19 protein-coding genes are annotated in these 24,633 nt (G+C 71.5%); 6 read left to right on the top strand and 13 right to left on the bottom strand.

Annotation, left to right across the window (positions count from 1 at the left end; genetic code table 11):
• The first annotated feature begins 489 nt into the window (after nucleotides 1–489).
• On the top strand, nucleotides 490–4,407 hold the full coding sequence (locus ACZ62B_RS16960) for a glycoside hydrolase family 2 TIM barrel-domain containing protein (protein ID WP_469690887.1): 3,918 nt from the start codon (nucleotides 490–492) through the stop codon (nucleotides 4,405–4,407).
• 38 nt (nucleotides 4,408–4,445) lie between these two features.
• The gene (locus ACZ62B_RS16955; protein ID WP_344558100.1) at nucleotides 4,446–5,300 is read left to right on the top strand and encodes a DUF72 domain-containing protein; all 855 of its coding nucleotides are present in this window, start codon (nucleotides 4,446–4,448) and stop codon (nucleotides 5,298–5,300) included.
• On the opposite strand, the gene ACZ62B_RS16950 is transcribed toward ACZ62B_RS16955, so the two are convergent.
• On the bottom strand, nucleotides 5,281–5,640 hold the full coding sequence (locus ACZ62B_RS16950; RefSeq protein ID WP_073931223.1) for an ArsR/SmtB family transcription factor: 360 nt from the start codon (nucleotides 5,638–5,640) through the stop codon (nucleotides 5,281–5,283). The genes ACZ62B_RS16955 and ACZ62B_RS16950 overlap by 20 nt on opposite strands.
• A 34-nt stretch (nucleotides 5,641–5,674) precedes the next feature.
• On the opposite strand from ACZ62B_RS16950, the gene ACZ62B_RS16945 reads away from it, so the two are divergent.
• From ACZ62B_RS16945 to ACZ62B_RS16935, 3 genes are read left to right on the top strand one after another with little or no spacing between them, the layout of a single operon-like run.
• Entirely contained in the window at nucleotides 5,675–7,627 is a 1,953-nt protein-coding gene (locus tag ACZ62B_RS16945; protein ID WP_469690885.1) for a heavy metal translocating P-type ATPase, read from the top strand.
• A 56-nt stretch (nucleotides 7,628–7,683) separates the two neighbouring features.
• A complete protein-coding gene (locus ACZ62B_RS16940) occupies nucleotides 7,684–9,165 on the top strand; it encodes an AlkA N-terminal domain-containing protein (protein ID WP_469690883.1) in 1,482 nt (493 codons plus the stop codon).
• A gap of 22 nt (nucleotides 9,166–9,187) precedes the next feature.
• Entirely contained in the window at nucleotides 9,188–9,670 is a 483-nt protein-coding gene (locus ACZ62B_RS16935) for a methylated-DNA--[protein]-cysteine S-methyltransferase (protein WP_344558108.1), read from the top strand.
• Here the strand turns inward: ACZ62B_RS16935 and ACZ62B_RS16930 are convergent.
• From ACZ62B_RS16930 to ACZ62B_RS16920, 3 genes are all read right to left on the bottom strand, one after another.
• On the bottom strand, nucleotides 9,667–10,392 hold the full coding sequence (locus tag ACZ62B_RS16930) for an SIR2 family NAD-dependent protein deacylase (RefSeq protein ID WP_469690880.1): 726 nt from the start codon (nucleotides 10,390–10,392) through the stop codon (nucleotides 9,667–9,669). The genes ACZ62B_RS16935 and ACZ62B_RS16930 overlap by 4 nt on opposite strands.
• Nucleotides 10,393–10,453: 61 nt before the next feature.
• Nucleotides 10,454–10,957: an NUDIX hydrolase gene (locus tag ACZ62B_RS16925; protein WP_344558112.1), complete on the bottom strand. Its 504-nt coding sequence runs from the start codon at nucleotides 10,955–10,957 to the stop codon at nucleotides 10,454–10,456.
• A 125-nt stretch (nucleotides 10,958–11,082) separates the two neighbouring features.
• Nucleotides 11,083–12,174, bottom strand: a complete 1,092-nt coding sequence (locus ACZ62B_RS16920) for an ADP-ribosylglycohydrolase family protein (RefSeq protein ID WP_382054720.1) — start codon at nucleotides 12,172–12,174, stop codon at nucleotides 11,083–11,085.
• Nucleotides 12,175–12,305: 131 nt separating this feature from the next.
• Between ACZ62B_RS16920 and ACZ62B_RS16915 the strand changes: the two genes are divergently transcribed.
• The gene (locus ACZ62B_RS16915) at nucleotides 12,306–13,481 is read left to right on the top strand and encodes a glycerate kinase (protein ID WP_469690878.1); all 1,176 of its coding nucleotides are present in this window, start codon (nucleotides 12,306–12,308) and stop codon (nucleotides 13,479–13,481) included.
• Nucleotides 13,482–13,711: 230 nt separating this feature from the next.
• Here the strand turns inward: ACZ62B_RS16915 and pssA are convergent, their stop codons facing one another.
• The 9 genes from pssA to ACZ62B_RS16870 all read right to left on the bottom strand — a co-directional run bounded on the left by pssA (nucleotide 13,712) and on the right by ACZ62B_RS16870 (nucleotide 24,607).
• Complete coding sequence (gene pssA, locus ACZ62B_RS16910; protein ID WP_085574312.1) at nucleotides 13,712–14,530, bottom strand: CDP-diacylglycerol--serine O-phosphatidyltransferase; 819 nt, start codon at nucleotides 14,528–14,530, stop codon at nucleotides 13,712–13,714.
• 22 nt (nucleotides 14,531–14,552) lie between these two features.
• Nucleotides 14,553–15,209, bottom strand: a complete 657-nt coding sequence (locus ACZ62B_RS16905; RefSeq protein ID WP_030819185.1) for a phosphatidylserine decarboxylase — start codon at nucleotides 15,207–15,209, stop codon at nucleotides 14,553–14,555.
• 170 nt (nucleotides 15,210–15,379) lie between these two features.
• Complete coding sequence (locus ACZ62B_RS16900) at nucleotides 15,380–16,585, bottom strand: acyl-CoA dehydrogenase family protein (RefSeq protein ID WP_468877882.1); 1,206 nt, start codon at nucleotides 16,583–16,585, stop codon at nucleotides 15,380–15,382.
• A gap of 3 nt (nucleotides 16,586–16,588) precedes the next feature.
• Nucleotides 16,589–17,101, bottom strand: a complete 513-nt coding sequence (locus ACZ62B_RS16895; RefSeq protein WP_344558129.1) for a MaoC family dehydratase — start codon at nucleotides 17,099–17,101, stop codon at nucleotides 16,589–16,591.
• Between the two features lie 5 nt (nucleotides 17,102–17,106).
• Nucleotides 17,107–18,066, bottom strand: a complete 960-nt coding sequence (locus ACZ62B_RS16890; RefSeq protein WP_344558130.1) for an HpcH/HpaI aldolase/citrate lyase family protein — start codon at nucleotides 18,064–18,066, stop codon at nucleotides 17,107–17,109.
• Nucleotides 18,063–20,090, bottom strand: a complete 2,028-nt coding sequence (locus tag ACZ62B_RS16885; protein WP_469690875.1) for a protein meaA — start codon at nucleotides 20,088–20,090, stop codon at nucleotides 18,063–18,065. Before ACZ62B_RS16885 ends, ACZ62B_RS16890 begins: the two co-directional genes overlap by 4 nt.
• Before the next feature lie 10 nt (nucleotides 20,091–20,100).
• Nucleotides 20,101–21,444, bottom strand: a complete 1,344-nt coding sequence (gene ccrA / locus ACZ62B_RS16880; protein WP_469690874.1) for a crotonyl-CoA carboxylase/reductase — start codon at nucleotides 21,442–21,444, stop codon at nucleotides 20,101–20,103.
• A gap of 381 nt (nucleotides 21,445–21,825) precedes the next feature.
• Nucleotides 21,826–22,638: a TetR family transcriptional regulator gene (locus ACZ62B_RS16875; RefSeq protein WP_344558133.1), complete on the bottom strand. Its 813-nt coding sequence runs from the start codon at nucleotides 22,636–22,638 to the stop codon at nucleotides 21,826–21,828.
• Nucleotides 22,639–22,801: 163 nt separating this feature from the next.
• The gene (locus tag ACZ62B_RS16870; RefSeq protein WP_468728163.1) at nucleotides 22,802–24,607 is read right to left on the bottom strand and encodes a 3-hydroxyacyl-CoA dehydrogenase family protein; all 1,806 of its coding nucleotides are present in this window, start codon (nucleotides 24,605–24,607) and stop codon (nucleotides 22,802–22,804) included.
• Nucleotides 24,608–24,633: the final 26 nt, after the last annotated feature.

Genomic DNA, 24,633 nt, shown 5'->3' with positions numbered 1-24,633 from the left:
CCGCCGCCCCCTTCCGTTCCGCGGTGATCGACGCCCGCTCGCGGTACGCGTGGTTCTCCGCCGGCCGCCGGTTCCGGTCGAAGGGGATGCGGGAGAAGGCGCCGGCCTCCGCTCCTCGGGAAGGTGGCGGTGACCCCGCGGTTCGGGCGAACGGGCCGCAGGTCCGGCGCATCCGGCCGTCACGGCGACGAGCAGGACGAACGGCAGGGCGGCGAGAAGCCGGGGGCGCGTCCGTGGCACGGCCGGGTCGTTCCGGACGGGAGAAGCCCGGAGGCTCCGGCCGAACCACCAGGAACGAACAGAGTCCGACGGGATCATTGCTTCGTTTGTGTTCGAGTCCTAGGGTGTGGCTGGCTCAGTAGTTGCTCCGTCACCAGCAGTTGTGATTCCTCCCTGGCGCAACGCCGCCCGTCCGGCGGCGCGTCGAGGGGGAGTCCGACGTGCCCTCAGTCCGCGCAGTGCTCTGTCGTACCGAGGAAGGCCACGGTCATGCCGCATCCGCACCTGTCTCCCGCCGACCGGTTCCCCCACCCCGGACGGCCGGTCGTCAGCCGCCGCCGTCTCCTGGAGTCCGGCGCCGCCGTGCTCGGCGCCCTCGCCCTGTCCGCGTCGCCCGGCGCCGCGCACGCGGCCGGCCGGCGAGCGGCGGCCGACGCGCCCCCGGAGTGGAACGACTTCGGTGTCTTCCGGCTCGGCACCCAGCCGCCGCACACCACGCTCATGCCGTACGCGGACGTGCGCCAGGCCCTCGCCGCCGACCGGACCCGCTCGCCCTACCGGCAGAGCCTCGACGGCACCTGGAAGTTCGCCTACGCCGACCGCCCCGAGGACCGCGACGCCGACTTCCACCGCACCGACACCGACGACGCCGACTGGGACACCATCCCGGTCCCGTCCGTGTGGCAACTGCACGGCCACGACGTCCCGATCTACCTGAACATCACCTACCCGTACTGGGGCCCCAACGGCCGCGGAGAGGACCCGCAGCCGCCCGCCGCCCCGACCCGCCACAACCCGGTCGGCCAGTACCGGCGCACCTTCACCGTCCCGCGCGACTGGAAGGGACGGCGCACCTTCCTCCACTTCGAGGGCGTCAAGTCCGCCCACTACGTGTGGATCAACGGCGAACTCGTCGGCTACGACGAGGACTCCTACACCCCGTCCGAGTACGACATCACCGACCACCTCGGGCCCGGCACCAACCAGATCGCCGTCGAGGTGTACCGCTACGCCGACGGCGACTGGCTGGAGGACCAGGACATGATCCGGCTGAGCGGCATCTTCCGCTCGGTCTACCTCTACTCCACCCCGGCCGTGCACCTGCGCGACTTCAAACTGGACACCCCGCTGAACGACACCTACACGCGGGGAGAGCTGGCGGTCACCGCGAGCGTACGGGCGTACGGCGGCGGCGAGCCGGGCCGGTACACCGTCGAGACCCAGTTGTACGACGCCCGCGGCCACGCCGTCTGGTCCCGTCCGCTGAAGCAGACCGCCGACCTCGGCACGGCCGGCGCCGGCGAGGACGTCACCGTACGGGCCTCCAAGGCCGTGACCCGGCCCCGGCTGTGGTCGGCCGAGCACCCGGACCTCTACACGGCCGTCCTCAGACTCCGCGACCCGGCCGGCAAGGTGGTCGAAACCCTGTCCCACCGTGTCGGGTTCCGCGAGTTCGCCATCGAGGACGGGTTGATGCGGATCAACGGCAGACCCGTCTCCTTCCGCGGCACCAACCGCCACGAGATGCACCCGGCCCGCGGCACCGCCCTCACCCGCGAGGACCTGGTCGAGGACATCACCCTCATCAAGCGGATGAACATGAACTCCGTCCGCACCTCGCACTACCCCGACAACCCGCTGTGGTACGAACTCGCCGACGAATACGGCCTCTACCTCGTCGACGAGACCAACCTCGAGACCCACGGCATCCGTTCCGAGTACCCGGGCGACCACCCCGAGTGGACGGCGGCCTGCGTCGCCCGCGCCCAGAACATGGTCCACCGCGACAAGAACCACCCCTCGGTGGTCATCTGGTCGCTCGGCAACGAGGCCGGCGGCGGCTCCACCTTCACCGCCATGCACGACTGGATCCGCTCCTACGACCCCACCCGCGTCATCCAGTACGAGGGCGACGACCGGCCGGGGATCAGCGACATCCGCTCCAGGATGTACGAGAGCCCGTCACGCGTCGAGCGGCGCGCCGAGGACACCGCCGACACCCGGCCGTACGTCATGATCGAGTACTCCCACGCGATGGGGAACTCCAACGGCAACTTCAAGAAGTACTGGGACGTCGTCCGCCGCCACGACGTCCTCCAGGGCGGCTGGATCTGGGACTTCGCCGACCAGTCCCTCTACACGCCCGTCCCCGCCCGCACCCTGCTCACCGAGTCCGGGCCGGCCGGCCTGCGCGGCGAGATCCTCGCCACCCGCGGCGGCCTCGACCGCGACGCGGGCCTGTCCGGCATCACCGTCTTCGAACGCGACGACAGCCTCGACCTCACCGGCTCCCTGACCCTGGAGGCGTGGGTCACTCCGCGGTACACGGGCTACCACCAGCCCGTCCTCGCCAAGGGCGACACCCAGTACGCGCTCAAACAGACCGGCGACACCCTGGAGTTCTTCATCCACGGCGGCGGCCAGTGGATCACCGCGAGCTGGTCGCTGCCGGACGACTGGACCGGCCGCGAACACCACATCGCGGGCGTCTTCGACGCGGACGCCGGCACGCTGACCCTGTACGCCGACGGCGCGGTGAAGGGCACCCGGACCACCACCCGGCGCCCCGAAAGCAACACCGCGCCGCTGGCCCTCGCGTCCGACGCCGACAACCAGACCCGCGAGTTCAGCGGCACCATCCGCCGCGCCCGCGTCTACGCACGCGCCCTCACCGCCGCCGAACTGGCCTCGGACGACCGGGGACCCGGTGACGACGGTGTGCGGTTCTGGTTCGACGCCGCCACCGTCGAGGTGGAGGAGAAGCGGCCCGAGGAGAAGAGGTTCCTCGCCTACGGCGGCGACTGGGGTGACAACCCCAACGACGGCGCGTTCGTCGCGGACGGCATCGTCACCGCCGACCGCGGTCACACCGGCAAGGCCGCCGAGATCAAACGCGTCCACCAGGCGATCAACGCCGCCCGCACCTCCGACGACGGCGACCCCGGCGCCGTCACCCTCACCAACGAGTACCTGTTCACCAATGTCCGTGAGTTCGACGGCCGTTGGGAACTCGTCGCCGACGGCGAGGTCGTACGGCGCGGAAGGCTGACCCGGGACCAGCTCGACGTGCCGCCGCAGTCCGGCAAGGACATCACCCTGCCCGTACGCCTGCCGAAGGACCCGGAACCGGGTGCGGAGTACTTCCTCCAGCTCTCCTTCACCACCAAGGAGTCCACGAAGTGGGCCGAGGCCGGCTTCGAGGTGGCCCGGCAGCAGCTCCCGCTCGACGCCGGAAGCCCGGCCGTGACCCCCGTACCGCTGTCGCGCGTCCCGGCCCTGCGCCACGAGAACCGCGACGGCGACATCAGGGTCACCGGCGAGGACTTCTCCGTCACCGTCGACAAGAACAGCGGCACCATCACCTCCTACGAGGCGAAGGGCACCCGCCTGATCACCTCCGGACCGGTGCCCAACTTCTGGCGGGCGCCCACCGACAACGACCACGGCAACGGCCAGCACACCCGCAACCGGACCTGGCGCGACGCCGGCGCCCGGCGGAAGGTCACCGACGTCACCGTACGGGCCCTCGGCGAGCGGGCCGTCGAGATCACGGTCGGCGGCACCCTGCCGACCTCCACCGAGTCGACGTACACCACCACCTACACGGTGTTCGGCAACGGCGAGATCAAGGTCGACAACACCCTGCACCCGGGCGCGCCGGACCTGCCGTACATCCCGGAGGTCGGCACACTGCTGTTCCTGCCGCGCCGCCTGGACCGCCTGCACTACTACGGCCGTGGCCCCGAGGAGAACCACTGGGACCGCAACACCGGTACCGACGTGGGCCGTTACACGTCGACCGTGGCCGGCCAGTGGACCCCCTACATCCGCCCGCAGGAGAACGGCAACAAGACCGACGTCCGCTGGGCCGCCCTGACCGACGGCGACGGGCGCGGCCTGCTGGTGTCGGGCGAACCCCTCCTGGAGATCAACGCCTCGCACTTCACCCCCGAGGACCTGTCGGCCGGCGCCCGGCACGACTACCAGCTCACCCCGCGGGACGCGGTCGTGCTGCGGGTCAACCACCGCCAGATGGGCGTCGGCGGCGACAACAGCTGGGGCGCGCACACCCACGACGAGTTCAAGCTCTTCGCCGACCGCGATTACACGTACACCTACCGTCTGCGCCCGCTCACGGACGTGGACGAGGCGATGGCGGCCGCACGCCGGCCCACGGCGACCGAATAGGGGGCACACGCGCGGGAGCCCGGGGTACCCGGGCTCCCATGGGTGACATCCTGGTCGGGGCCTGTTCGTGGACGGACCGCATGCTCGTGTCGAGCGGCTGGTATCCGCGCGGGCGGCGGGACGCCGAGGGGCGGCTGCGGCACTACGCCTCCAGGCTGCCCGTCGTCGAGGTGGACTCCGGCTACTACGCGCTGCCCGGCCGCCGCAACAGCGAGCTGTGGGTGGAGCGCACACCGGACGGCTTCCGCTTCGACGTCAAGGCGTTCTCACTGCTGACCGGCCACCCCACCCGGCCGGAGGCGCTCCCCGCCGACCTGCGGGACCGGCCGGTGGACGGCGCCCTGCTGGACGAGGTGTGGGGGAGGTTCGCGGAGGCCGTCGGGCCGCTGCGCGAGGCCGGGCGGCTGGGCGCCGTACTGTTCCAGTTCCCGCCCCGGTTCGCGCCCGGAGCCCGGGCCGAGCGGACACTGGAGGAGTGCGCGGAGCGCACGGCCGGCTGGCCGCTCGCCGTCGAGTTCCGGCATCCGGGATGGTGGGAGGCGGAGCGGGCCGAGGACACCCTCGCGCTGCTGTCCGGGCTGGGCGCGACGGCCGTCGGCGTGGACATGGCCCAGGGGCTCACCGGCTCCCTGCCGCCCGTCGCACCCGTCAGCCGCCCCGCCCTCGCCGTCGTACGGTTCCACGGGCGCAGCAAGGACTGGGGGAGGGGCGGCAAGGAGGACCGTTTCCGCCACGACTACGACGTGAGCGAACTCGCCGCCTGGGTCCCCCGGCTGCGGCGCGCGGCGGAGCGGACGGACGAACTGCACGTGCTGTTCAACAACTGCTGCGCGGACGCCGCCGTACGCGCGGCCGAGACCATGCGGGGGCTGCTCATCCCGCCGCGTCGCTGATCCCCAGCCGCAGGTGCTCCACGTGGTAGACGGCCTGGTCGAGCAGTCCGGCGACATGGTCGTCGTGCAGCGCGTACACCACGGAACGCCCCCGGCGCTCGCCGACCACCAGGCCCAGATTGCGCAGCAGCCGCAGCTGGTGCGAGCAGGCCGACTGCTCCATGCCCACCTCCGCCGCCAGCTCCGTGGCCGGGAGCGGGCCCTCGCGCAGCCGGGCGAGGATCAGCAGCCGGGAGGGCGTGGACAGGGCCTGGAGCGTGGTGGCGACCTTCGCGACGTTGTCCGCGTCCAGGCGCACCCGCTCGGCGTCCTCCTGCGAGGTGACGGCTCCATGACCCATGCGGACATCCTACTCATCGCATATGAACGCATGAATGAGTCTTCATGTGTTCCTGTATGGTGGCCGGGTGTCCGTGACTCTCGCCCCCGCGCCCCGGCCGTCCGTCGGTGCCCCGCCGCCACGCCGCCGTACCCGTGTCCTCGCCCTCCCCGAAGCCCGGTGGGCGCTCGCCGCGCTCGTCGCCTTCCTGGCCGGGCTCGCCGCCGACCTCGGCGGTGCGCCGGGTTGGGTCGGCGGGATCCTGTACGCCGTCGCCTATGTGTGCGGCGGCTGGGAACCGGCCCTCGAAGGACTGCGCGCACTGCGCGACAAGACCCTCGACGTCGACCTGCTGATGATCGTCGCCGCGCTGGGCGCCGCCGCGATCGGACAGGTCCTCGACGGCGCCCTGCTCATCGTCATCTTCGCCACCTCCGGCGCCCTGGAGGCCCTGGCCACCGCCCGCACCGCCGACTCCGTACGCGGCCTGCTCGACCTCGCGCCCACGACGGCGACCCGCGTGACCGAGCGCGGCGAGGAGACCGTGCCCACCGACGGACTCGCCGTCGGCGACATCGTCCTGGTCCGCCCCGGGGAGCGCATCGGCGCCGACGGCACCGTCCTGGACGGCGTCAGCGAGGCCGACCAGGCCACCATCACCGGCGAGTCCCTGCCGGTCGTCAAACGCCCCGGCGACGACGTCTTCGCCGGCACCCTCAACGGCACCGGCGCCCTGCGCGTCCGGGTCGGCCGCGACCCCGCCGACTCGGTCATCGCCCGCATCGTGACCCTGGTCGAGGAGGCCTCCCGCACCAAGGCGCCGACCCAGCTCTTCATCGAGAAGATCGAACAGCGGTACTCCGTCGGCGTGGTCGTCGCCACCCTCGCCGTGTTCGGCGTCCCGCTCGCCTTCGGCGAGAACCTCACCGACGCCCTGCTCAGGGCGATGACCTTCATGATCGTCGCCTCGCCGTGCGCGGTCGTCCTCGCCACCATGCCGCCCCTGCTCTCCGCCATCGCCAACGCCGGCCGCCACGGCGTCCTCGTCAAGTCGGCCGTCGCCATGGAACGCCTCGGCGAGATCGACACCGCCGCCCTCGACAAGACCGGCACCCTCACCGAAGGCACCCCCGAGGTCACCGCCGTACGCCCGCTGCCCGGCTCCGGCCTCGACGAGGACGCCCTCCTCACCCTGGCCGCCTCCGCCGAGCACCCCAGCGAGCACCCGCTGGCCCGCGCCGTGGTCACCGCCGCCCGCACCCGCGGCCTGCCCCTCGCCCCCGCCACGGACTTCACCGCCGCACCCGGCCACGGCATCACCGCCACGGTGGACGGGGCCGTGGTGACCGTCGGACGCGCCGACCCGGCCGAGGCGGAGCACGGCGGGACCGTCGTCCGCGTCACCCGCGACGGCACCCCCGTCGGCACCCTCACCCTCACCGACCGCCTCCGCCCCGACGCCCCGGCCGCCGCCTCCGCCCTCACGGCCCTCACCGGCACCGCCCCCACCCTCCTCACCGGCGACAACACCCACGCCGCCGCCCGCGTCGCCGGCGCGACCGGCCTCACGGACGTCCGCGCGGGACTCCTCCCCGAGGACAAGGTGAACGCCGTGCGGGACCTCCAGACGGCCGGCCGCAAGGTGCTGTTCGTCGGCGACGGCGTCAACGACGCGCCCGCCCTCGCCGCCGCCCACGCCGGCATCGCGATGGGCCGCGCGGGCTCCGACCTCGCCCTGGAGACGGCGGACGCGGTCGTCGTACGCGACGAACTCGCCGCCGTACCCGCGGTCGTACGGCTCTCCCGCACCGCCCGCCGGCTCGTGGCGCAGAACCTCGTCATCGCGGGCACGGCCATCACCGGCCTCGTCCTGTGGGACCTCATCGGCCACCTCCCGCTCCCGCTCGGCGTCGCCGGCCACGAGGGCTCCACCGTGCTGGTCGGCCTGAACGGGCTGCGGCTGCTCCGCGAGTCGGCATGGCGATCCGGACAGCCCCAGGACACGTGACGTCGATGTCGGATTCCCGCCAGACCGGGGCGCCGGCCGTGCCCGATCCTTGAGACATGCAGAAGGGGATGCACACCGACACCGAGCGCTGCGTGCGCGCCGTGCGGTCGAAGGACGCGCGGTTCGACGGCTGGTTCTTCACCGCCGTCCTGACCACCGGCATCTACTGCCGGCCCAGTTGCCCGGTGGTCCCGCCCAAGGCCGAGAACATGGTCTTCCACCCGAGCGCGGCCGCCTGCCAGCAGGCCGGGTTCCGGGCTTGCAAACGCTGTCGGCCCGACACCAGCCCCGGCTCACCGGAGTGGAACCAGCGGGCCGACGCGGTGGCCCGCGCCATGCGCCTGATCGCCGACGGCGTCGTGGACCGCGAAGGCGTCACCGGTCTCGCCACCCGGCTCGGCTACAGCACCCGGCAGGTCGAACGCCAGCTCCTCGCCGAGCTGGGCGCGGGCCCCCTCGCGCTCGCCCGCGCCCAGCGCGCCCAGACCGCGCGGCTGCTCATCGAGACCACGGCACTGCCGATGGCGCAGATCGCCTTCGCGGCCGGCTTCTCCTCCATCCGCACCTTCAACGACACCGTCCGCGAGGTCTACGCGCTCGCCCCGAGCGAACTGCGCACCCGGGCGCCGAAGAACACCTCCCGCGCCACCCCCGGAGCGCTCTCCCTCCGCCTGCCGTTCCGCGCCCCGCTCAACCCCGACAACCTCTTCGGCCACCTCGCCGCCACCGCCGTACCCGGCGTGGAGGAATGGCGGGACGGCGCCTACCGGCGCACCCTGCGACTGCCCTACGAACACGGCATCATATCACTCACCCCGCACCCCGACCACATCGCCTGCCGCCTCACCCTCGGCGACCCCCGCGACCTCACCGTCGCCATCAGCCGCTGCCGCCGCCTGCTCGACCTGGACGCCGACCCGGTCGCCGTCGACGGGCAACTGCGCGCGGACCCGGTCCTCGCGCCCCTCGTCGACAAGGCACCCGGCCGCCGCGTGCCGCGCACGGTCGACGCGGCCGAGTTCGCCGTCCGGGCCGTCCTCGGCCAGCAGGTCTCCACGGCCGCCGCCCGCACCCACGCGGCCCGCCTGGTCACCGCGCACGGCACACCCGTGGACGACCCCGAGGGCGGCCTCACCCACCTCTTCCCGTCCCCCGAGGCACTGGCCGGGCTCGACCCCGACACCCTCGCCATGCCCCGCACCCGCCGCACCACCTTCACCACCCTGGTACGCCGACTCGCCGACGGCGACCTCCGCCTGGGCGCCGAGAGCGACTGGCCCGAGACCCGCGCGAAACTCCTCGCCCTCCCCGGCTTCGGCCCCTGGACGGCCGACGTCATCGCCATGCGGGCGCTCGGCGACCCCGACGCCTTCCTCCCCACCGACCTCGGCATCCGCCGCGCCGCCCGCGAACTGGGCCTGCCCTCCACCCCGGCCGCCCTCACCGCACGCGCGGCGGACTGGCGGCCCTGGCGGGCGTACGCGGTCCAGTACCTGTGGGCGACGGACAGCCACCCCATCAACTTCCTTCCGGTGTGAAGAGACCAGGGACCCCCAGCCGATGAAGCAGCACACCGTGACCGACAGCCCCTACGGCCCGCTGACGCTCGTCGCCGACGACGGCGTCCTGTGCGGCCTCTACATGACCGACCAGCGCCACCGCCCACCCGAGGAGACCTTCGGCGCCCCCGACGACACCCCCTTCGCCGAGGCGCGGGAGCAGCTCTCGGCGTACTTCGCGGGCGAGTTGAAGGAGTTCACCCTCGAACTGCGCCTGCACGGCACCCCGTTCCAGCGCCGCGTCTGGGACCGGCTGACCCGCATCCCGTACGGCGAGACCCGCACCTACGGCCAACTCGCCGACGCCCTCGGCAACTCCAAGGCCTCCCGCGCGGTCGGCCTCGCCAACGGCCGCAACCCGATCGGCATCATCGTCCCCTGCCACCGCGTCATCGGCGCGAGCGGCGGCCTCACCGGATACGGCGGCGGCCTGGAGCGCAAGCAGCGCCTGCTGGACTTCGAACGCGGAACCGCCCTGTTCTAGGCGGCGATCCGGCGCAGCAGCCCGGGCAGCGAGGTGCCGATCGGCTCGCGGATCACCTCGTCGGCGAGATCGTCGTACGGGGTCGGCTCCGCGTTGACGACGATCAGGCGGGCCCCGTGGCCGGCGGCCACGTCCGCGAGTCCGGCGGCGGGATGGACCTGGAGACTGGTGCCCACCGCGACGAAGACGGTGCACGCCTTGCTGATCGCCGCCGCCTCGCCCAGCACCACGGGGTCGAGGTGCTCGCCGAACATCACCGTCGCCGGCTTGAGGACGCCGCCGCACCCCAGACACGGCGGATCGTCCTCACCGGCCTCCACGCGGGCCAGGGCGTCCGCCATCGGCCCCCGTGCGTGACACTTGGTGCACTCCACGCTCCGTACCGTGCCGTGGAGTTCGAGCACCTTGCGGTCCGGCATGCCGGCGAGCTGGTGCAGCCCGTCCACGTTCTGCGTGATCACCCGCACCGGCACCCCGGAGCGCTCCAGCTCGACCACGGCGCGGTGCGCGCCGTTCGGCTCGACGGCGGACGAGAAGTTCTCCCGCCGCATCCGCCAGGAGCGGCGGCGGATCTCCGGGTCGCCCATGTAGTACTCGTACGTCACCAGCTTCTCGGCCTCGGGATCGCGGCGCCACAGTCCGTTCGGTCCGCGGTAGTCCGGGACACCGGAGTCCGTGCTGACACCGGCACCGGTGAGGAGGGCGACGAGGGGCTTGCTCATGCGGCCGAGGGTAGGCCGCCGGGTGCCGGTGCGGCGAGCGGATAAAACGCCGGGCGCGGGCTCAGCGCACCCGGTACCCGTCCTCCAGCTCCGCGGTGCCCGAACCGTCGGCGAGGACGTCCAGCGCGGCCGACACCCGGCGCCCCAGGGAACCGTGGAGGTACTCGGCCAGCTCCCCGCGCGGCACCAGCCGCCAGGACAGCAGCTCCGACTCCTGCAGCCGGACCGCCGCGAAGTCGTCCGCGCCGAGCACGCCGCCGTCGTACAGATACGCCACCACCGGCGGCCGCCCCGGCCCCCGCACCCAGTCCACCGCCAGCAGCCGTCCCAGCTCCCGGTCCAGCCCGATCTCCTCGGCCGCCTCCCGCCGCGCCCCCTCCCGCGGGCTCTCCCCGTCGTCCGACTCGATCGTCCCGCCGGGCAGCGCCCACCCCTCCCGGTAGTTCGGCTCGACGAGCAGCACCCGCCCCTCCTCGTCCCGGAAGAGAGCGGCGGCGCCGGCGAGGACACGGGGGAGGGAGGCGATGTAGGAGGCGTAGTCCTGGACGGGCTGAGTGGTGGTCATGGGGGAAGGGTACGGCGGTGCGGGACCCGCGCCCGGCGCCGGCGGGCGCCCCGGCCGGGCGCACGGCAGCACACGCGGTCCCATGATCGACACGGAACGGCGCGCGCTCCGGGGCACGGGCGGGATCAGGTCCCGGCCCGCGCCAGCCGCAGCGTGCGTTCCGCCAGTTCGCTGATGCGGACCCCGTCGAAGCCGAAGACGGCGCTGCGGACCGTGTCCTGGAGGGGGTCCTTCCACTGGTCGGGGACGGCTGAGGCGCCGCACAGGACGCCCGCCACCGAGCCCGCCGTCGCGCCGTTGGAGTCGGTGTCCAGGCCGCCGCGCACGGTCAGGGCGATGGTCCGGGTGAAGTCGCCGTCGCCGTACAGCAGGCCGGCGGTGAGGACGGCCACGTTCGGGATCGTGTGGATCCAGCCGAGGCCCGCCGTCTCCTCCGTGAGCGTGGTGAGCGTGTCCTCCCAGGCCAGCCCGGCCTCGTGCAGGGAGGCCACCCGGCGCACGGTACGGGCCAGGCGGCTGCTCGCCGGGACCACCGTCAGCGCCTCGTCCACCGCGTGCCGCACGGTGGGCGCCGTGAACGCCGCCGAGACCAGGGCCGCCGCCCACATCGCGCCGTACACGCCGTTGCCGGTGTGGGAGAGCACCGCGTCCCTGCGGGCCAGGCCGGCGGCGCGGCGCGGGGCGCCGGGGGAGGTCCAGCCGTGGATGTCCGCGCGGATGAGGGCGCCGATCCACTCCTGGCAGGGGTTGTCGTAGGTGGCCGTGAGCGGGGGTTTGAGGCCGTTCGCGAGGTTGCGGTAGGCGGCCCGTTCCGCCGTGAAGGTCTGCAGGTACGGCAGCCGCAGCAGCCACAGGTCGCCGACCTGCTCGGTGCTGAAGGCGAAGCCGTGGGTCTCCAGCAGGTCCAGGCCGAGGATCGCGTAGTCGATGTCGTCGTCGCGGCAGCTCCCGTGGACGCGGCCGCGGACGCAGGACCGCCACTCGGGGCGCAGGTCGAGGCCCTCGCTCTCGCTCAGCGGCTCGGGGAGGTAGTCGGTGAGGGGGAGGGCGTCCGTCCGGCGGAGGTAGCGGTCGATGCGTTCGCGGGTCCACACCTCGCCCTGCTCCACCGGTTTGCCGAGCATGTTGCCCGCGATCCGGCCCAGCCAGCCTCCGAGGATGCGGTCGGCGAGTCCCGGCTCCGGGCCCGCAGTGGTCATGGCGGTCGTGGCGGTCATGGGATCGGTCTACCCGATTCCGGGCCGTTCCACGGGCTGGGCAGGGCATGGCGGCCGCTGTGCCCGCCGGTTAAGGTCACAGCGGCGCGACTTGGCCTTGACACGCGCGCGAGGCCCGGAGAACGAGGGGAATGCAAGTGGCGGACGCTGCAGGGAGCGGCACTCGTACGACACGGTCGGCACAGCGGGTGCTCGTCGCCGCGGACAAGTTCAAGGGGTCGCTGACGGCCGTCGAGGTCGCCGAGCGGGTGACGGCCGGGCTGCGCAGGGTCGTACCGGACCTGGAGGTCGAGGCGCTGCCGGTGGCCGACGGCGGCGACGGCACCGTGGCCGCGGCGGTCGCGGCCGGGTTCGAGCGGCGGGAGGTACGGGTCACCGGTCCCCTCGGGGACGAGGTGACCGCGGCGTACGCGCTGCGTGACGGGACCGCCGTCGTGGAGATGGCCGAGGCGAGCGGCTTGCAACGGCTGCCGGCCGGTGTCTTCGCGCCGCTCACGGCGTCGACGTACGGCTCCGGCGAGCTGCTGCGGGCCGCGCTGGACGCGGGGGCGCGGAGCATCGTGTTCGGGGTGGGCGGCAGTGCCACCACCGACGGCGGTGCGGGCATGCTGTCGGCGCTGGGCGCGCGGTTCGTGACGGCGGGCGGTGAGCCGGTGGCGCCGGGCGGCGGCGGGCTGGCCGGGCTGGCGTCCGCCGACCTGTCCGGGCTGGACCCGCGGCTGGCGTCGGTGGAGTTCGTGCTCGCGAGTGACGTCGACAATCCGCTGACCGGGCCCAAGGGGGCGCCGGCGGTGTACGGCCCGCAGAAGGGGGCCTCGCCGGAGGACGTGGAGGCGCTGGACGCGGCGCTCGCGCACTTCGCGAAGGTGCTGGAGGACGCCGTCGGGCCGGAGGCCGCCGAGTACGCCGCCTCGCCGGGGGCGGGGGCGGCGGGCGGTATCGGCTACGGCGCGCTGCTGCTGGGCGCGGCGTTCCGGCCGGGGATCGAGGTCATGCTGGACGTGCTCGGGTTCGCGCCGGCGCTGGAGCGGGCGGATCTGGTGATCACGGGGGAAGGGTCGCTGGACGAGCAGACGCTGCACGGGAAGGCGCCGGCGGGTGTCGCCGCCGCGGCGCGGGCGGCGGAGAAGGAGGTCGTCGCGGTGTGCGGGCGGTTGGCGTTGCCGCCGGAGGTGCTGGGGCGGGCGGGGATCCGACGGGCGTACGCCCTGACGGACCTCGAGCCGGATGTGGCTGCGTGCATCGCCGATGCGGGGCCGATCCTGGAGCGTACGGCGGAACGCATCGCGCGGGACTTCCTGAGCTGAGGCCGGGGCTTTCTTTCGCCCCCGCCGCCCTTTCCCTTCCCGACCTGGGGCTCCGCCCCAGACCCCGCTCCTCAAACGCCGGAGAGGCTGACATTTAGCCCCTCCGGCGTTTGAGGAGCGGGGGTCCGGGGGCAGCGCCCCCGGGGGACGGGAACGGGAAGGGGCGGCGGGGGCGAAAGAAATGGGCCCCGAACCCATCCGGGTCCGGGGCCCAAGCACAACGCACCGCGTCACGGCAACTGCGCCGCCCGCGCCTCGCGACGGTTGTCGCGGAAGTTGTTCACCCGGCGGGCCGTGGCGAACAGCGGGATCACCGCCCCCATCACCAGCTGCAACGCACACCCCGTCTGCAACAGCAGCTGCCCGCTCGGCGCGTCGAACGCCCACCCCGCCAGCAGCCCCATCGACAGCACGATCCACGACAGCATGGCCACCGCGAGGCGGCCCCGCGGCTTCGGGTACTCCACCCGGCTCACCATCAGCCAGGCCGTCCCGATGATCGCCAGCAGCGTCGCCACGAACGGCAGCTCAAGCAGCACGATCGAGACGACCGTCAGCGCGCCGAACGGCGACGGCATGCCCTGGAAGGTGCCGTCCTTCACCGTGACGCAGGAGAACCGCGCCAGCCTCAGCACCACCGCCAGCAGCACCACGATCGCCCCGACCGCGGCCACTCTCTGGTGCGCGTCGTCCGCGACCATGCCGTAGACCAGGACGAAGTACGCCGGCGCCAGCCCGAAGCTGATCAGGTCGGACAGGTTGTCCAGCTCCGCGCCCATCGGCGAGGAGCGCAGCTTGCGCGCCACCAGGCCGTCGAACAGGTCGAAGACCGCCGCGCACAGCATCAGGATGACGGCCGTGGCCGCGCTGTGGCGGGCCATGCCCGTCTCCTGGCTGCCCTGGAGGTGCGGGATCAGGATGCCGGTGGTGGTGAAGTACACCGCCATGAAGCCGCAGGTGGCGTTGCCCAGGGTGAGGGTGTCCGCTATCGACAGGCGGAGCGAGAGGGGCATCTCCTCCTCGTCGTCCGCCTCGTCGGCCTCCGGCACCCAGCCGGCCTGTGTCTCGGGATCAACCACGGTCAATGCGAGTCACCCCAGCCACGGTCTTCTGACCGACCTCGACGGCCACCTCCACGCCCTCGGGCAGGTAGACGTCGACGCGCGAGCCGAAGCGGATCAGACCGATGCGCTCGCCCTGCTCGACCTTGGTGCCCTGGGGCACGTACGGGACGATGCGGCGGGCGACCGCGCCGGCGATCTGGATCATCTCGATGTCGCCGAGCTCGGTGTCGAAGTGCCACACCACGCGCTCGTTGTTCTCGCTCTCCTTGTTGAAGGCGGGAACGAAGCCACCGGGGATGTGCTCGACCGACGTCACCGTGCCGGACAGCGGGGCCCGGTTCACGTGGACGTTGAGCGGGCTCATGAAGATCGCGACGCGGGTGCGGCCGTCCTTCCACGGCATGATGCTCTGCACCACGCCGTCGGCGGGCGAGATGACCCTGCCCTGGGCGATCTCGCGCTCGGGGTCGCGGAAGAACCACAGCATCCCAGCCGCCAGGGCGGTGGCGGGGACGGCGACGGCCTTGGCGGCACCCGAGCGACGGGAGCGGAGCAGACTGACGGCTGCGGTGGCGACGGTCGGCAGAAGCCACGGCGATGCTCCGCGCGCGAGGCGTACGCCGGCGAGGCTGTCGCGGTGTGCAGAGGTTTGGCTGTGGGGCATGGATGACCTTCGTAGCGGATGATGCCGCGCACTTGCGGGGGACGGCGGCTTTCCGGCGATCGTAGCGGCTCCGGGCCGTAACTGGGTAAGCCAGTCAGCCGAGTCGACGGCCGAAGAGTGCATACGGGGTGTGATCATCTTCTCCAAGAAAACACCCCGTATCCGGACATCTAACCCTGGAATCGATACTCTTCGAGCAGTCGGCGGCCGATGATCATTTTCTGGATCTCGGCGGTGCCTTCACCGATCAGCAGCATCGGCGCCTCCCGGTAGAGACGCTCGATCTCGTACTCCTTGGAGAAGCCGTAGCCGCCGTGGATCCGGAAGGCGTCCTCCACGACCTCCTTGCAGTATTCGGAGGCGAGGTACTTCGCCATCCCTGCTTCAAGGTCGTTTCGTTCGCCCGAGTCCTTTTTGCGTGCCGCGTTCACCATCATCGCATGGGCGGCCTCCACCTTGGTAGCCATCTCCGCCAGCTTGAACTGGACGGCCTGGTGCTGGGCGATCGGCTTGCCGAAAGTGTGACGCTGCTGGGCGTACCGGACACCGAGTTCGAAGGCACGCTGAGCGACCCCGCAGCCACGCGCCGCCACATTGACACGGCCGACCTCGACACCGTCCATCATTTGGTAAAAACCTCGGCCGGTGACCCCGCCGAGCACCCGGTCGGCGGGAATCCGCAGGTCGTCCATGATGAGCTCGGTCGTGTCGACGCCCTTGTAGCCCATCTTGTCGATCTTGCCGGGGACGGTCAGGCCGGGGCGGACCTCGCCGAAGCCCGGCTCCTTCTCCACCAGGAAGGTCGTCATCGACCTGTGCGGCGCCGTGCCCTCGGGGTGACCCTCGTCACTCCGCACCAGAACGGCCACCAGGGACGACGTGCCGCCGTTCGTCAGCCACATCTTCTGGCCGTTCAGGACGTAGGAGTCACCGTCCCTCACCGCCTTCGACGTGATCGCCGACACGTCCGAGCCGAGCCCCGGCTCCGACATCGAGAAGGCGCCGCGGACGTCGCCGGCCGCCATCCTCGGCAGGAAGTGGTCCTTCTGCTCCTGCGTGCCGTGCTGCTTGAGCATGTACGCCACGATGAAGTGGGTGTTGATGATGCCGGACACCGACATCCAGCCGCGGGCGATCTCCTCCACGCACAGCGCGTAGGTGAGGAGCGACTCGCCCAGGCCCCCGTACTCCTCGGGAATCATCAGACCGAACAGGCCGAGTTCCTTCAGGCCGTCGACGATCTGCTGCGGGTACTCGTCGCGGTGCTCCAGCTCGGTGGCGACCGGGATGATCTCCTTGTCCACGAAGTCGCGGACGGTGGTCAGGATCTCCTGCTGGACGTCGGTCAGACCGGCGGTCTGGGCGAGACGGGCCATGGCCTACTTCTCCTGCTGCTTCAGTTCCGGGCGGCCGGGCTGCTCGCCGCCGCGCTCCTTGACGTACGTCTCGGTCGGCACCATCACCTTGCGGCGGAACACGCAGACCAGCGTGCCGTCCTGCTTGTAGCCCTTGGTCTCGACGTACACGATCCCGCGGTCGTTCTTGGACTTCGACGGCCACTTGTCGAGCACCGTCGTCTGGCCGTAGACCGTGTCGCCGTGGAAGGTCGGCGCCACGTGCTTCAGCGACTCGATCTCCAGGTTGGCGATCGCCTTGCCGGAGACGTCGGGCACCGACATGCCGAGCAGCAGGGAGTAGACGTAGTTCCCGACCACCACGTTCTTGCCGAAGTCCGTCGTCTTCTCGGCGTAGTTGGTGTCCATGTGGAGCGGGTGGTGGTTCATGGTGAGGAGGCAGAACAGGTGGTCGTCGTACTCGGTGACCGTCTTGCCCGGCCAGTGCTTGTACGTCGCCCCGACCTCGAACTCCTCGTAGGTGCGTCCGAACTGCATGGCGCTCAGCCCTCCGGGATCTCGAACTTGCTGGTGCGCCGCATGCCGGCGGCGCGTCCCTTGCCCGAGATGACGAGCGCCATCTTGCGGCTGGCCTCGTCGATCATCTCGTCGCCGAGCATCGCGGAGCCCTTCTTGCCGCCCGCCTCGGACGTGTAGTAGTCGTACGCGTCCAGGATCAGCTCGGCGTGGTCGTAGTCCTCCTGCGAGGGCGAGAAGATCTCGTTGGACGCCTCGACCTGGCCCGGGTGCAGCACCCACTTGCCGTCGAAGCCGAGGGCGGCGGCGCGCCGGGCGACCTCGCGGTAGCCGTCCACGTTGCGGATCTGGAGGTAGGGGCCGTCGATCGCCTGGAGGTCGTTGGCGCGGGCGGCCATCAGGATCTTCATCAGGATGTAGTGGTAGGCGTCCGCCGGGTAGCCGGGCGGCTGCTCGCCGACGACCAGGGACTTCATGTTGATGGACGCCATGAAGTCGGCGGGGCCGAAGATGATGGTCTCGACGCGCTGGGAGGCCTGCGCGATCTCGTTGACGTTGTTCAGGCCCTGGGCGTTCTCGATCTGCGCCTCGATGCCGATCCGGCCGACCTCGAAGCCCATCGTCTTCTCGATCTGCGTCAGCAGCAGGTCCAGCGCGACGATCTGCTGGGCGTCCTGCACCTTCGGCAGCATGATGCAGTCGAGGTTCTGGCCGGCGCCCTCGACGACCGTCACGACGTCCCGGTACGTCCACTCCGTCGTCCAGTCGTTGACGCGCACGACGCGGGTCTTGCCGGTCCAGTCGCCCTCGTTGAGGAACTTGACGATGGTGTGCCGCGCCTCGGGCTTGGCGAGCGGCGCGCAGGCGTCCTCCAGGTCGAGGAAGACCTGGTCGGCGGGGAGGCCCTGGGCCTTCTCCAGGAAGCGCGGGTTCGAGCCCGGTACCGCCAGGCAGGAACGCCGGGGGCGAAGGCGGTTGACCGTCATGCGGGGACCTCCAAGGGGTCGAGCTTGTTCGCTTTGCGGATCTCGTCGACGATGCGGCCGATGATCCCGGTGATGTCGAAGTCCTTCGGGGTGAAGACCGCGGCCACTCCGGCGGCCCGCAGCTGTTCGGCGTCACCGTTCGGGATGATGCCACCGGCGATCACCGGTATATCTGTGGCACCGGCCACACGGAGCCGTTCGAGCACGTCCGGCACGAGCTGGGCGTGCGAGCCGGAGAGGATGGACAGGCCGACCGCGTGCACGTCCTCGGCGAGGGCGGCGTCCACGATCTGCTCCGGGGTGAGCCGGATGCCCTGGTAGACCACCTCGAACCCGGCGTCGCGGGCCCTGACGGCGATCTGCTCGGCGCCGTTGGAGTGCCCGTCCAGGCCCGGCTTGCCCACCAGGAAGCGCAGCTTGCCCACGCCCAGGTCCTTGGCCGTCAGATCCACCTTCCGGCGGACCTCCGACAGGGCCGAGCCCTCCTCGGCGGCGACCGCCACCGGGGCGGACGAGACACCGGTCGGCGCCCGGAACTCCCCGAACACCTCGCGCAGCGCCCCCGCCCACTCGCCGGTCGTGGCGCCGGCGCGGGCGCACTCCAGGGTGGCCTCCATGAGGTTGCCGGTGCCGCGCGCGGCCTCCTTCAGCTTCTCCAGCGCCTTGCAGGGGCGCGGGTGGTTGAAGGGCGGCTGGTAGCGCGTGTCGCGCCAGTTCCGCAGCGAGGCGATGACACGGGCCTCCACCGCCGGGTCGACCGTGTGGATCGCCGTGTCCAGGTCGGCGGTCAGCGGGTTCGGCTCGGTGCCCTCGAAGGCGTTCACACCGATGATCTTCTCCGCGCCCGACTCGATCCGGGCCCGGCGTTCGGCGTGCGAGGCGACCAGCTGCGACTTGAGGTAGCCGGACTCGACGGCGGCCATCGCGCCGCCCATCTCCTGGATCCGCTCCATCTCCGCGAGCGAGTCCGCGACCAGTTGCTCCACCTTCGCCTCGATCACCTTCGAGCCCTCGAAGATGTCGTCGTACTCCAGCAGATCGCTCTCGTAGGCCAGCACCTGCTGGATGCGCAGCGACCACTGCTGGTCCCAGGGGCGGGGCAGGCCCAGGGCCTCGTTCCAGGCCGGCAGCTGCACGGCACGCGCGCGTGCGTCCTTGGAGAGGGTGACGGCCAGCATCTCCAGCACGATCCGCTGGACGTTGTTCTCCGGCTGCGCCTCGGTCAGTCCGAGCGAGTTGACCTGGACGCCGTAGCGGAAGCGGCGGTGCTTGGGGTTCTCGATGCCGTACCGCTCGCGGGTGACCCGGTCCCAGATGCGGCCGAACGCGCGCATCTTGCACATCTCCTCGATGAACCGGACACCCGCGTTCACGAAGAAGGAGATGCGGCCGACCACGTCACCCATGCGCTCCTGCGGCACCTGGCCGCCGTCGCGCACCGCGTCGAGCACGGCGATCGCGGTGGACATCGCGTACGCGATCTCCTGCACCGGTGTGGCCCCGGCCTCCTGCAGGTGGTAGCTGCAGATGTTGATCGGGTTCCACTTCGGGAGGTGGAAGACCGTGTACGCGATCATGTCCGTCGTCAGGCGGAGCGACGGGCCCGGCGGGAAGACGTGCGTCCCGCGGGACAGGTACTCCTTGACGATGTCGTTCTGGGTCGTGCCCTGGAGCTTGGTGATGTCCGCGCCCTGCTCCTCGGCGACGACCTGGTAGAGCGCCAGCAGCCACATGGCGGTGGCGTTGATCGTCATCGAGGTGTTCATCTGCTCCAGGGGGATGTCCTGGAACAGCCGGCGCATGTCACCGAGGTGCGCGACCGGCACCCCGACCCGGCCGACCTCGCCGCGGGCGAGGACGTGGTCGGAGTCGTAGCCGGTCTGCGTCGGCAGGTCGAAGGCGACCGACAGACCGGTCTGGCCCTTGGCGAGGTTGCGCCGGTACAGCTCGTTGGACGCCTCGGCGGTCGAGTGACCGGCGTAGGTCCGCATGAGCCACGGACGGTCCTTCTGACGCTCTGTCATCTCCCGGCCCTCAGATGTTCCGGAAGCGGTTGATGGCGTCGATGTGCTTGGCGCGCTTGGCGTGGTCGCGCACGCCCAGGCCCTCCTCGGGTGCCATGCACAGCACGCCGACCTTGCCCTGGTGGGCGTTGCGGTGCACGTCGTGGGCGGCCTGGCCGGTGTCCTCGAGGGAGTACACCTTCGACAGCGTCGGGTGGATCCTGCCCTTCGCGATCAGCCGGTTGGCCTCCCAGGCCTCGCGGTAGTTGGCGAAGTGCGAGCCGATGATGCGCTTCAGCGACATCCACAGGTAGCGGTTGTCGTACTCGTGCATGTAGCCCGAGGTCGAGGCGCAGGTGGTGATGGTGCCGCCCTTGCGGGTGACGTAGACGCTCGCGCCGAAGGTCTCCCGGCCGGGGTGCTCGAAGACGATGTCGATGTCCTCGCCGCTGGTGAACTCGCGGATGCGCTTGCCGAAGCGCTTCCACTCCTTCGGGTCCTGGGTGCGCTCGTCCTTCCAGAACCTGTAGCCCTCGGCGCTGCGGTCGATGATCGCCTCGGCGCCCATCGACCGGCAGATGTCCGCCTTCTGCTCGCTGGAGACGACGCAGATCGGGTTGGCGCCGCCGGCCAGGGCGAACTGGGTGGCGTACGAGCCGAGTCCGCCGCTCGCGCCCCAGATGAGGACGTTGTCGCCCTGCTTCATGCCGGCGCCGTTGCGGGACACGAGCTGCCGGTAGGCGGTGGAGTTGACCAGACCCGGAGCGGCGGCCTCCTCCCAGCTCAGGTGGTCCGGCTTCGGCATCAGCTGGTTGGACTTCACCAGTGCGATCTCGGCGAGACCGCCGAAGTTCGTCTCGAAGCCCCAGATGCGCTGCTCGGGGTCGAGCATCGTGTCGTTGTGGCCGTCGGACGACTCCAGTTCGACGGAGAGGCAGTGGGCGACGACCTCGTCACCGGGCCGCCAGGCGTTGACGCCGGGGCCGGTGCGCAGCACGACGCCCGCGAGGTCGGAGCCGATGATGTGGTACGGCAGGTCGTGGCGCCTGGTGAGCTCGCTGAGCCGGCCGTAGCGCTCCAGGAAGCCGAACGTCGACAGCGGCTCGAAGATCGAGGTCCACACCGAGTTGTAGTTGACCGAGGAGGCCATGACGGCCACCAGGGCCTCGCCCGGGCCCAGTTCGGGCAGCGGCACCTCGTCGAGGTGGAGCGACTTGCGGGGGTCCTTGTCGCGGGTCTCGAGGCCCGCGAACATCTCCGTCTCGTCCTTGTGCACGGTGATCGCGCGGTACGACTCGGGGAGCGGCAGGGCGGCGAAGTCCTCCGACGTGGAGTCGGGCGACTGGATCGCGGCCAGGATGTCCTTCACGGTCACGGTGTTGCCTCCGGCGATGAGCGCCCTGAGGGAGGGGCGCTGAGGGTTACGTCGGTGTGCTGCTGAGGGTTGAGGGGGTGCCGTCGGTTCGGCGGTGGTGCTTCGGCAGCGCTTGGTGTGCGCGGGAGGTTGCCTGTGACGCAGGCGTCCGGACGTGCGGGCGGTGGGCCCGCCGGGACTCGCCCGGACCTCTTCAACGTATGGCACGCCGTGTCAGCCCGCAAGGCACTGAGTGTCAGAACCTGGGCTCAGGTGAAATCTTTACGCATCAGATGAGCGATGATCGATCGAACGGCCCCTGAAACGCGTACGAAAAGGGCCCCTGACGTGGCAAAACGGCCACCCCGCGGGGTGGCCGTCATCACAGCGGTGAGGGGCTGTTCAGCGCTCCTTGAGCGCCTGCTCGATGGTCCGCATCACCTCGTCCAGCGGGGCGTCCACATGCGCGACCGTCACCAGGACCTCGCCGTGCGTGGACGCCGAGGAGACGGGCGGCTTCGGCGGCGCGGTGCGCCGGCCCGCCATGATCCCGCTGCCGAAGGTCTTGCGGACGATCGCGAAGGCGTGGTCGAGCTGGGCCTCGACATCGCCCTGGCCGTCGGCCCGCAGCCAGCGCCGCAGCACGTGGTTGTGCGCGGTGACCACGGCGGACGCGGCGACCTCCGCCAGCAGCGGGTCGTCGTTGGCGTCGTCGTCGTGCGCGTGCTCGTCGAAGTGGCCGAGCAGATAGCGGGTGAAGAGGCGCTCGTAGCGGGCCACCGACGCGATCTCCGCCTCGCGCAGGGTGGGCACCTCGCGCGTCAGCTTGTAGCGGGCGACCGAGATCTCCGGCCGCGCCGCGTACATCTTCATGACCTCCTTGATGCCACGGCACACCGTGTCGAGCGGATGCTCGTGCGCGGGGGCGGCGTTGAGCACCGCCTCGGCGCGGACCAGGGTGTCGTCGTGGTCGGGGAAGATCGCCTCCTCCTTGGAACGGAAGTGGCGGAAGAAGGTGCGGCGGGCGACCCCGGCGGCGGCCGCGATCTCGTCGACGGTGGTGGCCTCGTACCCCTTGGTCGCGAACAGCTCCATCGCGGCGGCCGCCAGTTCCCGGCGCATTTTGAGCCGCTGGGCGGCGGCACGGGAGCCTGCGGCGCTTTCCGGCGGCTCGGTCGTGGCGGGTGTACGTACGGACTTGGCGGGCTGGGACATGCCCTGAACGTACTGCATGTGCGCAGCTCGGTGCGCATGACCGGGGGCTCCCCCGCCCTCGGCGGGCGGGGGAGGGGCACTGTGGGCCGGTGGCGGGAACCGGTCGGGGTCGAGCAGTCCGCCCCACTCCGCGCCACCCTCGAACCAGTCGCCGGGACCCGGCTCAGCGCTTGGCATATTCGCGGAAGCCACGGCCGGTCTTGCGGCCGAGGCAGCCCGCGGCCACCAGGTGCTCCAGCAGCGGCGCCGGCGCGAGACCCGGATCGCGGAACTCGCGGTGCAGCACCTTCTCGATCGCGAGCGAGACATCGAGCCCGACGACGTCCAGCAGCTCGAACGGACCCATCGGGTAGCCGCCGCCCAGTTTCATCGCGGCGTCGATGTCGTCGAGGGAGGCGTAGTGCTCCTGCACCATCTTGATCGCGTTGTTGAGGTACGGGAACAGCAGCGCGTTCACGATGAACCCGGCCCGGTCGCCGCAGTCCACGGCGTGCTTGCGGATCGTGCCGCACACCTCGCGCACGGTGGCGTGCACGTCGTCGGCGGTCAGCACCGTACGCACCACCTCGACCAGCTTCATCGCCGGCGCGGGGTTGAAGAAGTGCATGCCGATCACGTCCTGCGGGCGCGAGGTGGCGCGGGCGCAGGCGACGACCGGGAGGGAGGACGTGGTGGTGGCGAGGACCGCGCCCGGCTTGCAGACCTTGTCCAGCGTCGCGAAGAGCTGCCGCTTGACCTCCAGGTCCTCGGCGACCGCCTCGACCGCGAGGTCGACGTCGGCGAAGTCGTCGTAGGTGCCCGTCGGACGCACCCGCTCCAGGGTCTGGGCGGCGGCCTCGGCGGTCATCCGCCCCTTGTCGACGGAGCGCGCCAGGGACTTCCCGATCCGGGCCTTGGCGCCCTGCGCCTTCTCCTCGCTGCGGGCGGCCAGGACCACCTCGTAGCCGGCCTTGGCGAAGACCTCGGCGATACCGGAGGCCATGGTGCCGGAGCCCGCGACACCCACCGAGCGCACCGTGCGGCCGGGGGCCGCGAAGACGTCTCCGAGCGGGGTGAGGGCGTCACGCACGACGGTTTTGCTGTGGGGCGCCTCGTACGTGTAGAAACCGCGCCCCGCCTTGCGGCCCGTCAGGCCCGCCTCGCTGAGCTGCTTGAGGATCGGGGCCGGCGCGTGCAGCCGGTCACGGGACTCGGCGTACATCGCCTCCAGGACCGTGCGCGCCGTGTCGACGCCGATCAGGTCGAGCAGCGCCAGCGGGCCCATGGGCAGCCCGCAGCCCAGCTTCATCGCGGCGTCGATGTCCTCGCGGGAGGCGTAGTTCGCCTCGTACATCGCGGCGGCCTGGTTGAGGTAGCCGAACAGCAGCCCGTCGGCGACGAATCCGGGCCGGTCGCCGACGGCCACGGGCTCCTTGCCCAGGTCCAGCGCGAGGTCGGTGACCGCGGTGACGGCCGCGGGCGCGGTCAGCACGCTGGACACGACCTCGACCAGCCTCATCGCCGGCGCCGGGTTGAAGAAGTGCATGCCCAGCACCCGCTCGGGGCGGGCCGAGTCGGCGGCGAGACGGGTGACGGACAGCGCGTTGGTGCCGGTCGCCAGAATGGCCTCCGGCCGCACGATCCCGTCGAGTTCACGGAGGATCTGCTGCTTGATCCCGTACGACTCGGGGGCCACCTCGATCACCAGATCGGCGCCGGCCGCCGCCGCGAGGTCGGTGGAGGTGGTCACGCGGGCGAGGAGTTCCGCGCGCCGCTCCTCGGTCAGCCTGCCGCGCTCCACGGCGCGGGCGGTCGAGGCCTCCAGGGCGGCGACGCACCGGGCGGCCTGCGCCTCGCTGATGTCGATGCCGATGACGTCGCGGCCGGCACCGGCCAGGACCTCGGCGATGCCGGTGCCCATCGTGCCGAGGCCGACCACGGCGACGGTCCGGAGCGGGGACAGAGGGGTGTCGGAGAGGGGAGTGGCCATCGCGGGACTCCAGGAATGAGGGTGAC

The organism is Streptomyces sp. NPDC053426, from assembly GCF_055585405.1.
The sequence above is the reverse complement of the archived record's forward strand: the minus strand, read 5'-3'. Positions and strand labels throughout refer to the sequence as shown.

What these genes read in the sequence shown, in the direction of transcription:
- ACZ62B_RS16900 (WP_468877882.1), bottom strand. Translation starts at nt 16,585, where the DNA reads ATGGCCCGTCTCGCCCAGACCGCCGGTCTGACCGACGTCCAGCAGGAG.
- ACZ62B_RS16935 (WP_344558108.1), top strand. Translation starts at nt 9,188, where the DNA reads ATGAAGCAGCACACCGTGACCGACAGCCCCTACGGCCCGCTGACGCTC.
- ACZ62B_RS16915 (WP_469690878.1), top strand. Translation starts at nt 12,306, where the DNA reads ATGCAAGTGGCGGACGCTGCAGGGAGCGGCACTCGTACGACACGGTCG.
- ACZ62B_RS16920 (WP_382054720.1), bottom strand. Translation starts at nt 12,174, where the DNA reads ATGACCGCCACGACCGCCATGACCACTGCGGGCCCGGAGCCGGGACTC.
- ACZ62B_RS16870 (WP_468728163.1), bottom strand. Translation starts at nt 24,607, where the DNA reads ATGGCCACTCCCCTCTCCGACACCCCTCTGTCCCCGCTCCGGACCGTC.
- ACZ62B_RS16930 (WP_469690880.1), bottom strand. Translation starts at nt 10,392, where the DNA reads ATGAGCAAGCCCCTCGTCGCCCTCCTCACCGGTGCCGGTGTCAGCACG.
- ACZ62B_RS16950 (WP_073931223.1), bottom strand. Translation starts at nt 5,640, where the DNA reads ATGGGTCATGGAGCCGTCACCTCGCAGGAGGACGCCGAGCGGGTGCGC.
- ACZ62B_RS16890 (WP_344558130.1), bottom strand. Translation starts at nt 18,066, where the DNA reads ATGACGGTCAACCGCCTTCGCCCCCGGCGTTCCTGCCTGGCGGTACCG.
- ACZ62B_RS16875 (WP_344558133.1), bottom strand. Translation starts at nt 22,638, where the DNA reads ATGTCCCAGCCCGCCAAGTCCGTACGTACACCCGCCACGACCGAGCCG.
- ACZ62B_RS16905 (WP_030819185.1), bottom strand. Translation starts at nt 15,209, where the DNA reads ATGCCCCACAGCCAAACCTCTGCACACCGCGACAGCCTCGCCGGCGTA.
- ACZ62B_RS16925 (WP_344558112.1), bottom strand. Translation starts at nt 10,957, where the DNA reads ATGACCACCACTCAGCCCGTCCAGGACTACGCCTCCTACATCGCCTCC.
- ACZ62B_RS16960 (WP_469690887.1), top strand. Translation starts at nt 490, where the DNA reads ATGCCGCATCCGCACCTGTCTCCCGCCGACCGGTTCCCCCACCCCGGA.
- ACZ62B_RS16885 (WP_469690875.1), bottom strand. Translation starts at nt 20,090, where the DNA reads ATGACAGAGCGTCAGAAGGACCGTCCGTGGCTCATGCGGACCTACGCC.
- ACZ62B_RS16940 (WP_469690883.1), top strand. Translation starts at nt 7,684, where the DNA reads ATGCAGAAGGGGATGCACACCGACACCGAGCGCTGCGTGCGCGCCGTG.
- ACZ62B_RS16945 (WP_469690885.1), top strand. Translation starts at nt 5,675, where the DNA reads ATGAGTCTTCATGTGTTCCTGTATGGTGGCCGGGTGTCCGTGACTCTC.
- ACZ62B_RS16955 (WP_344558100.1), top strand. Translation starts at nt 4,446, where the DNA reads ATGGGTGACATCCTGGTCGGGGCCTGTTCGTGGACGGACCGCATGCTC.
- ACZ62B_RS16895 (WP_344558129.1), bottom strand. Translation starts at nt 17,101, where the DNA reads ATGCAGTTCGGACGCACCTACGAGGAGTTCGAGGTCGGGGCGACGTAC.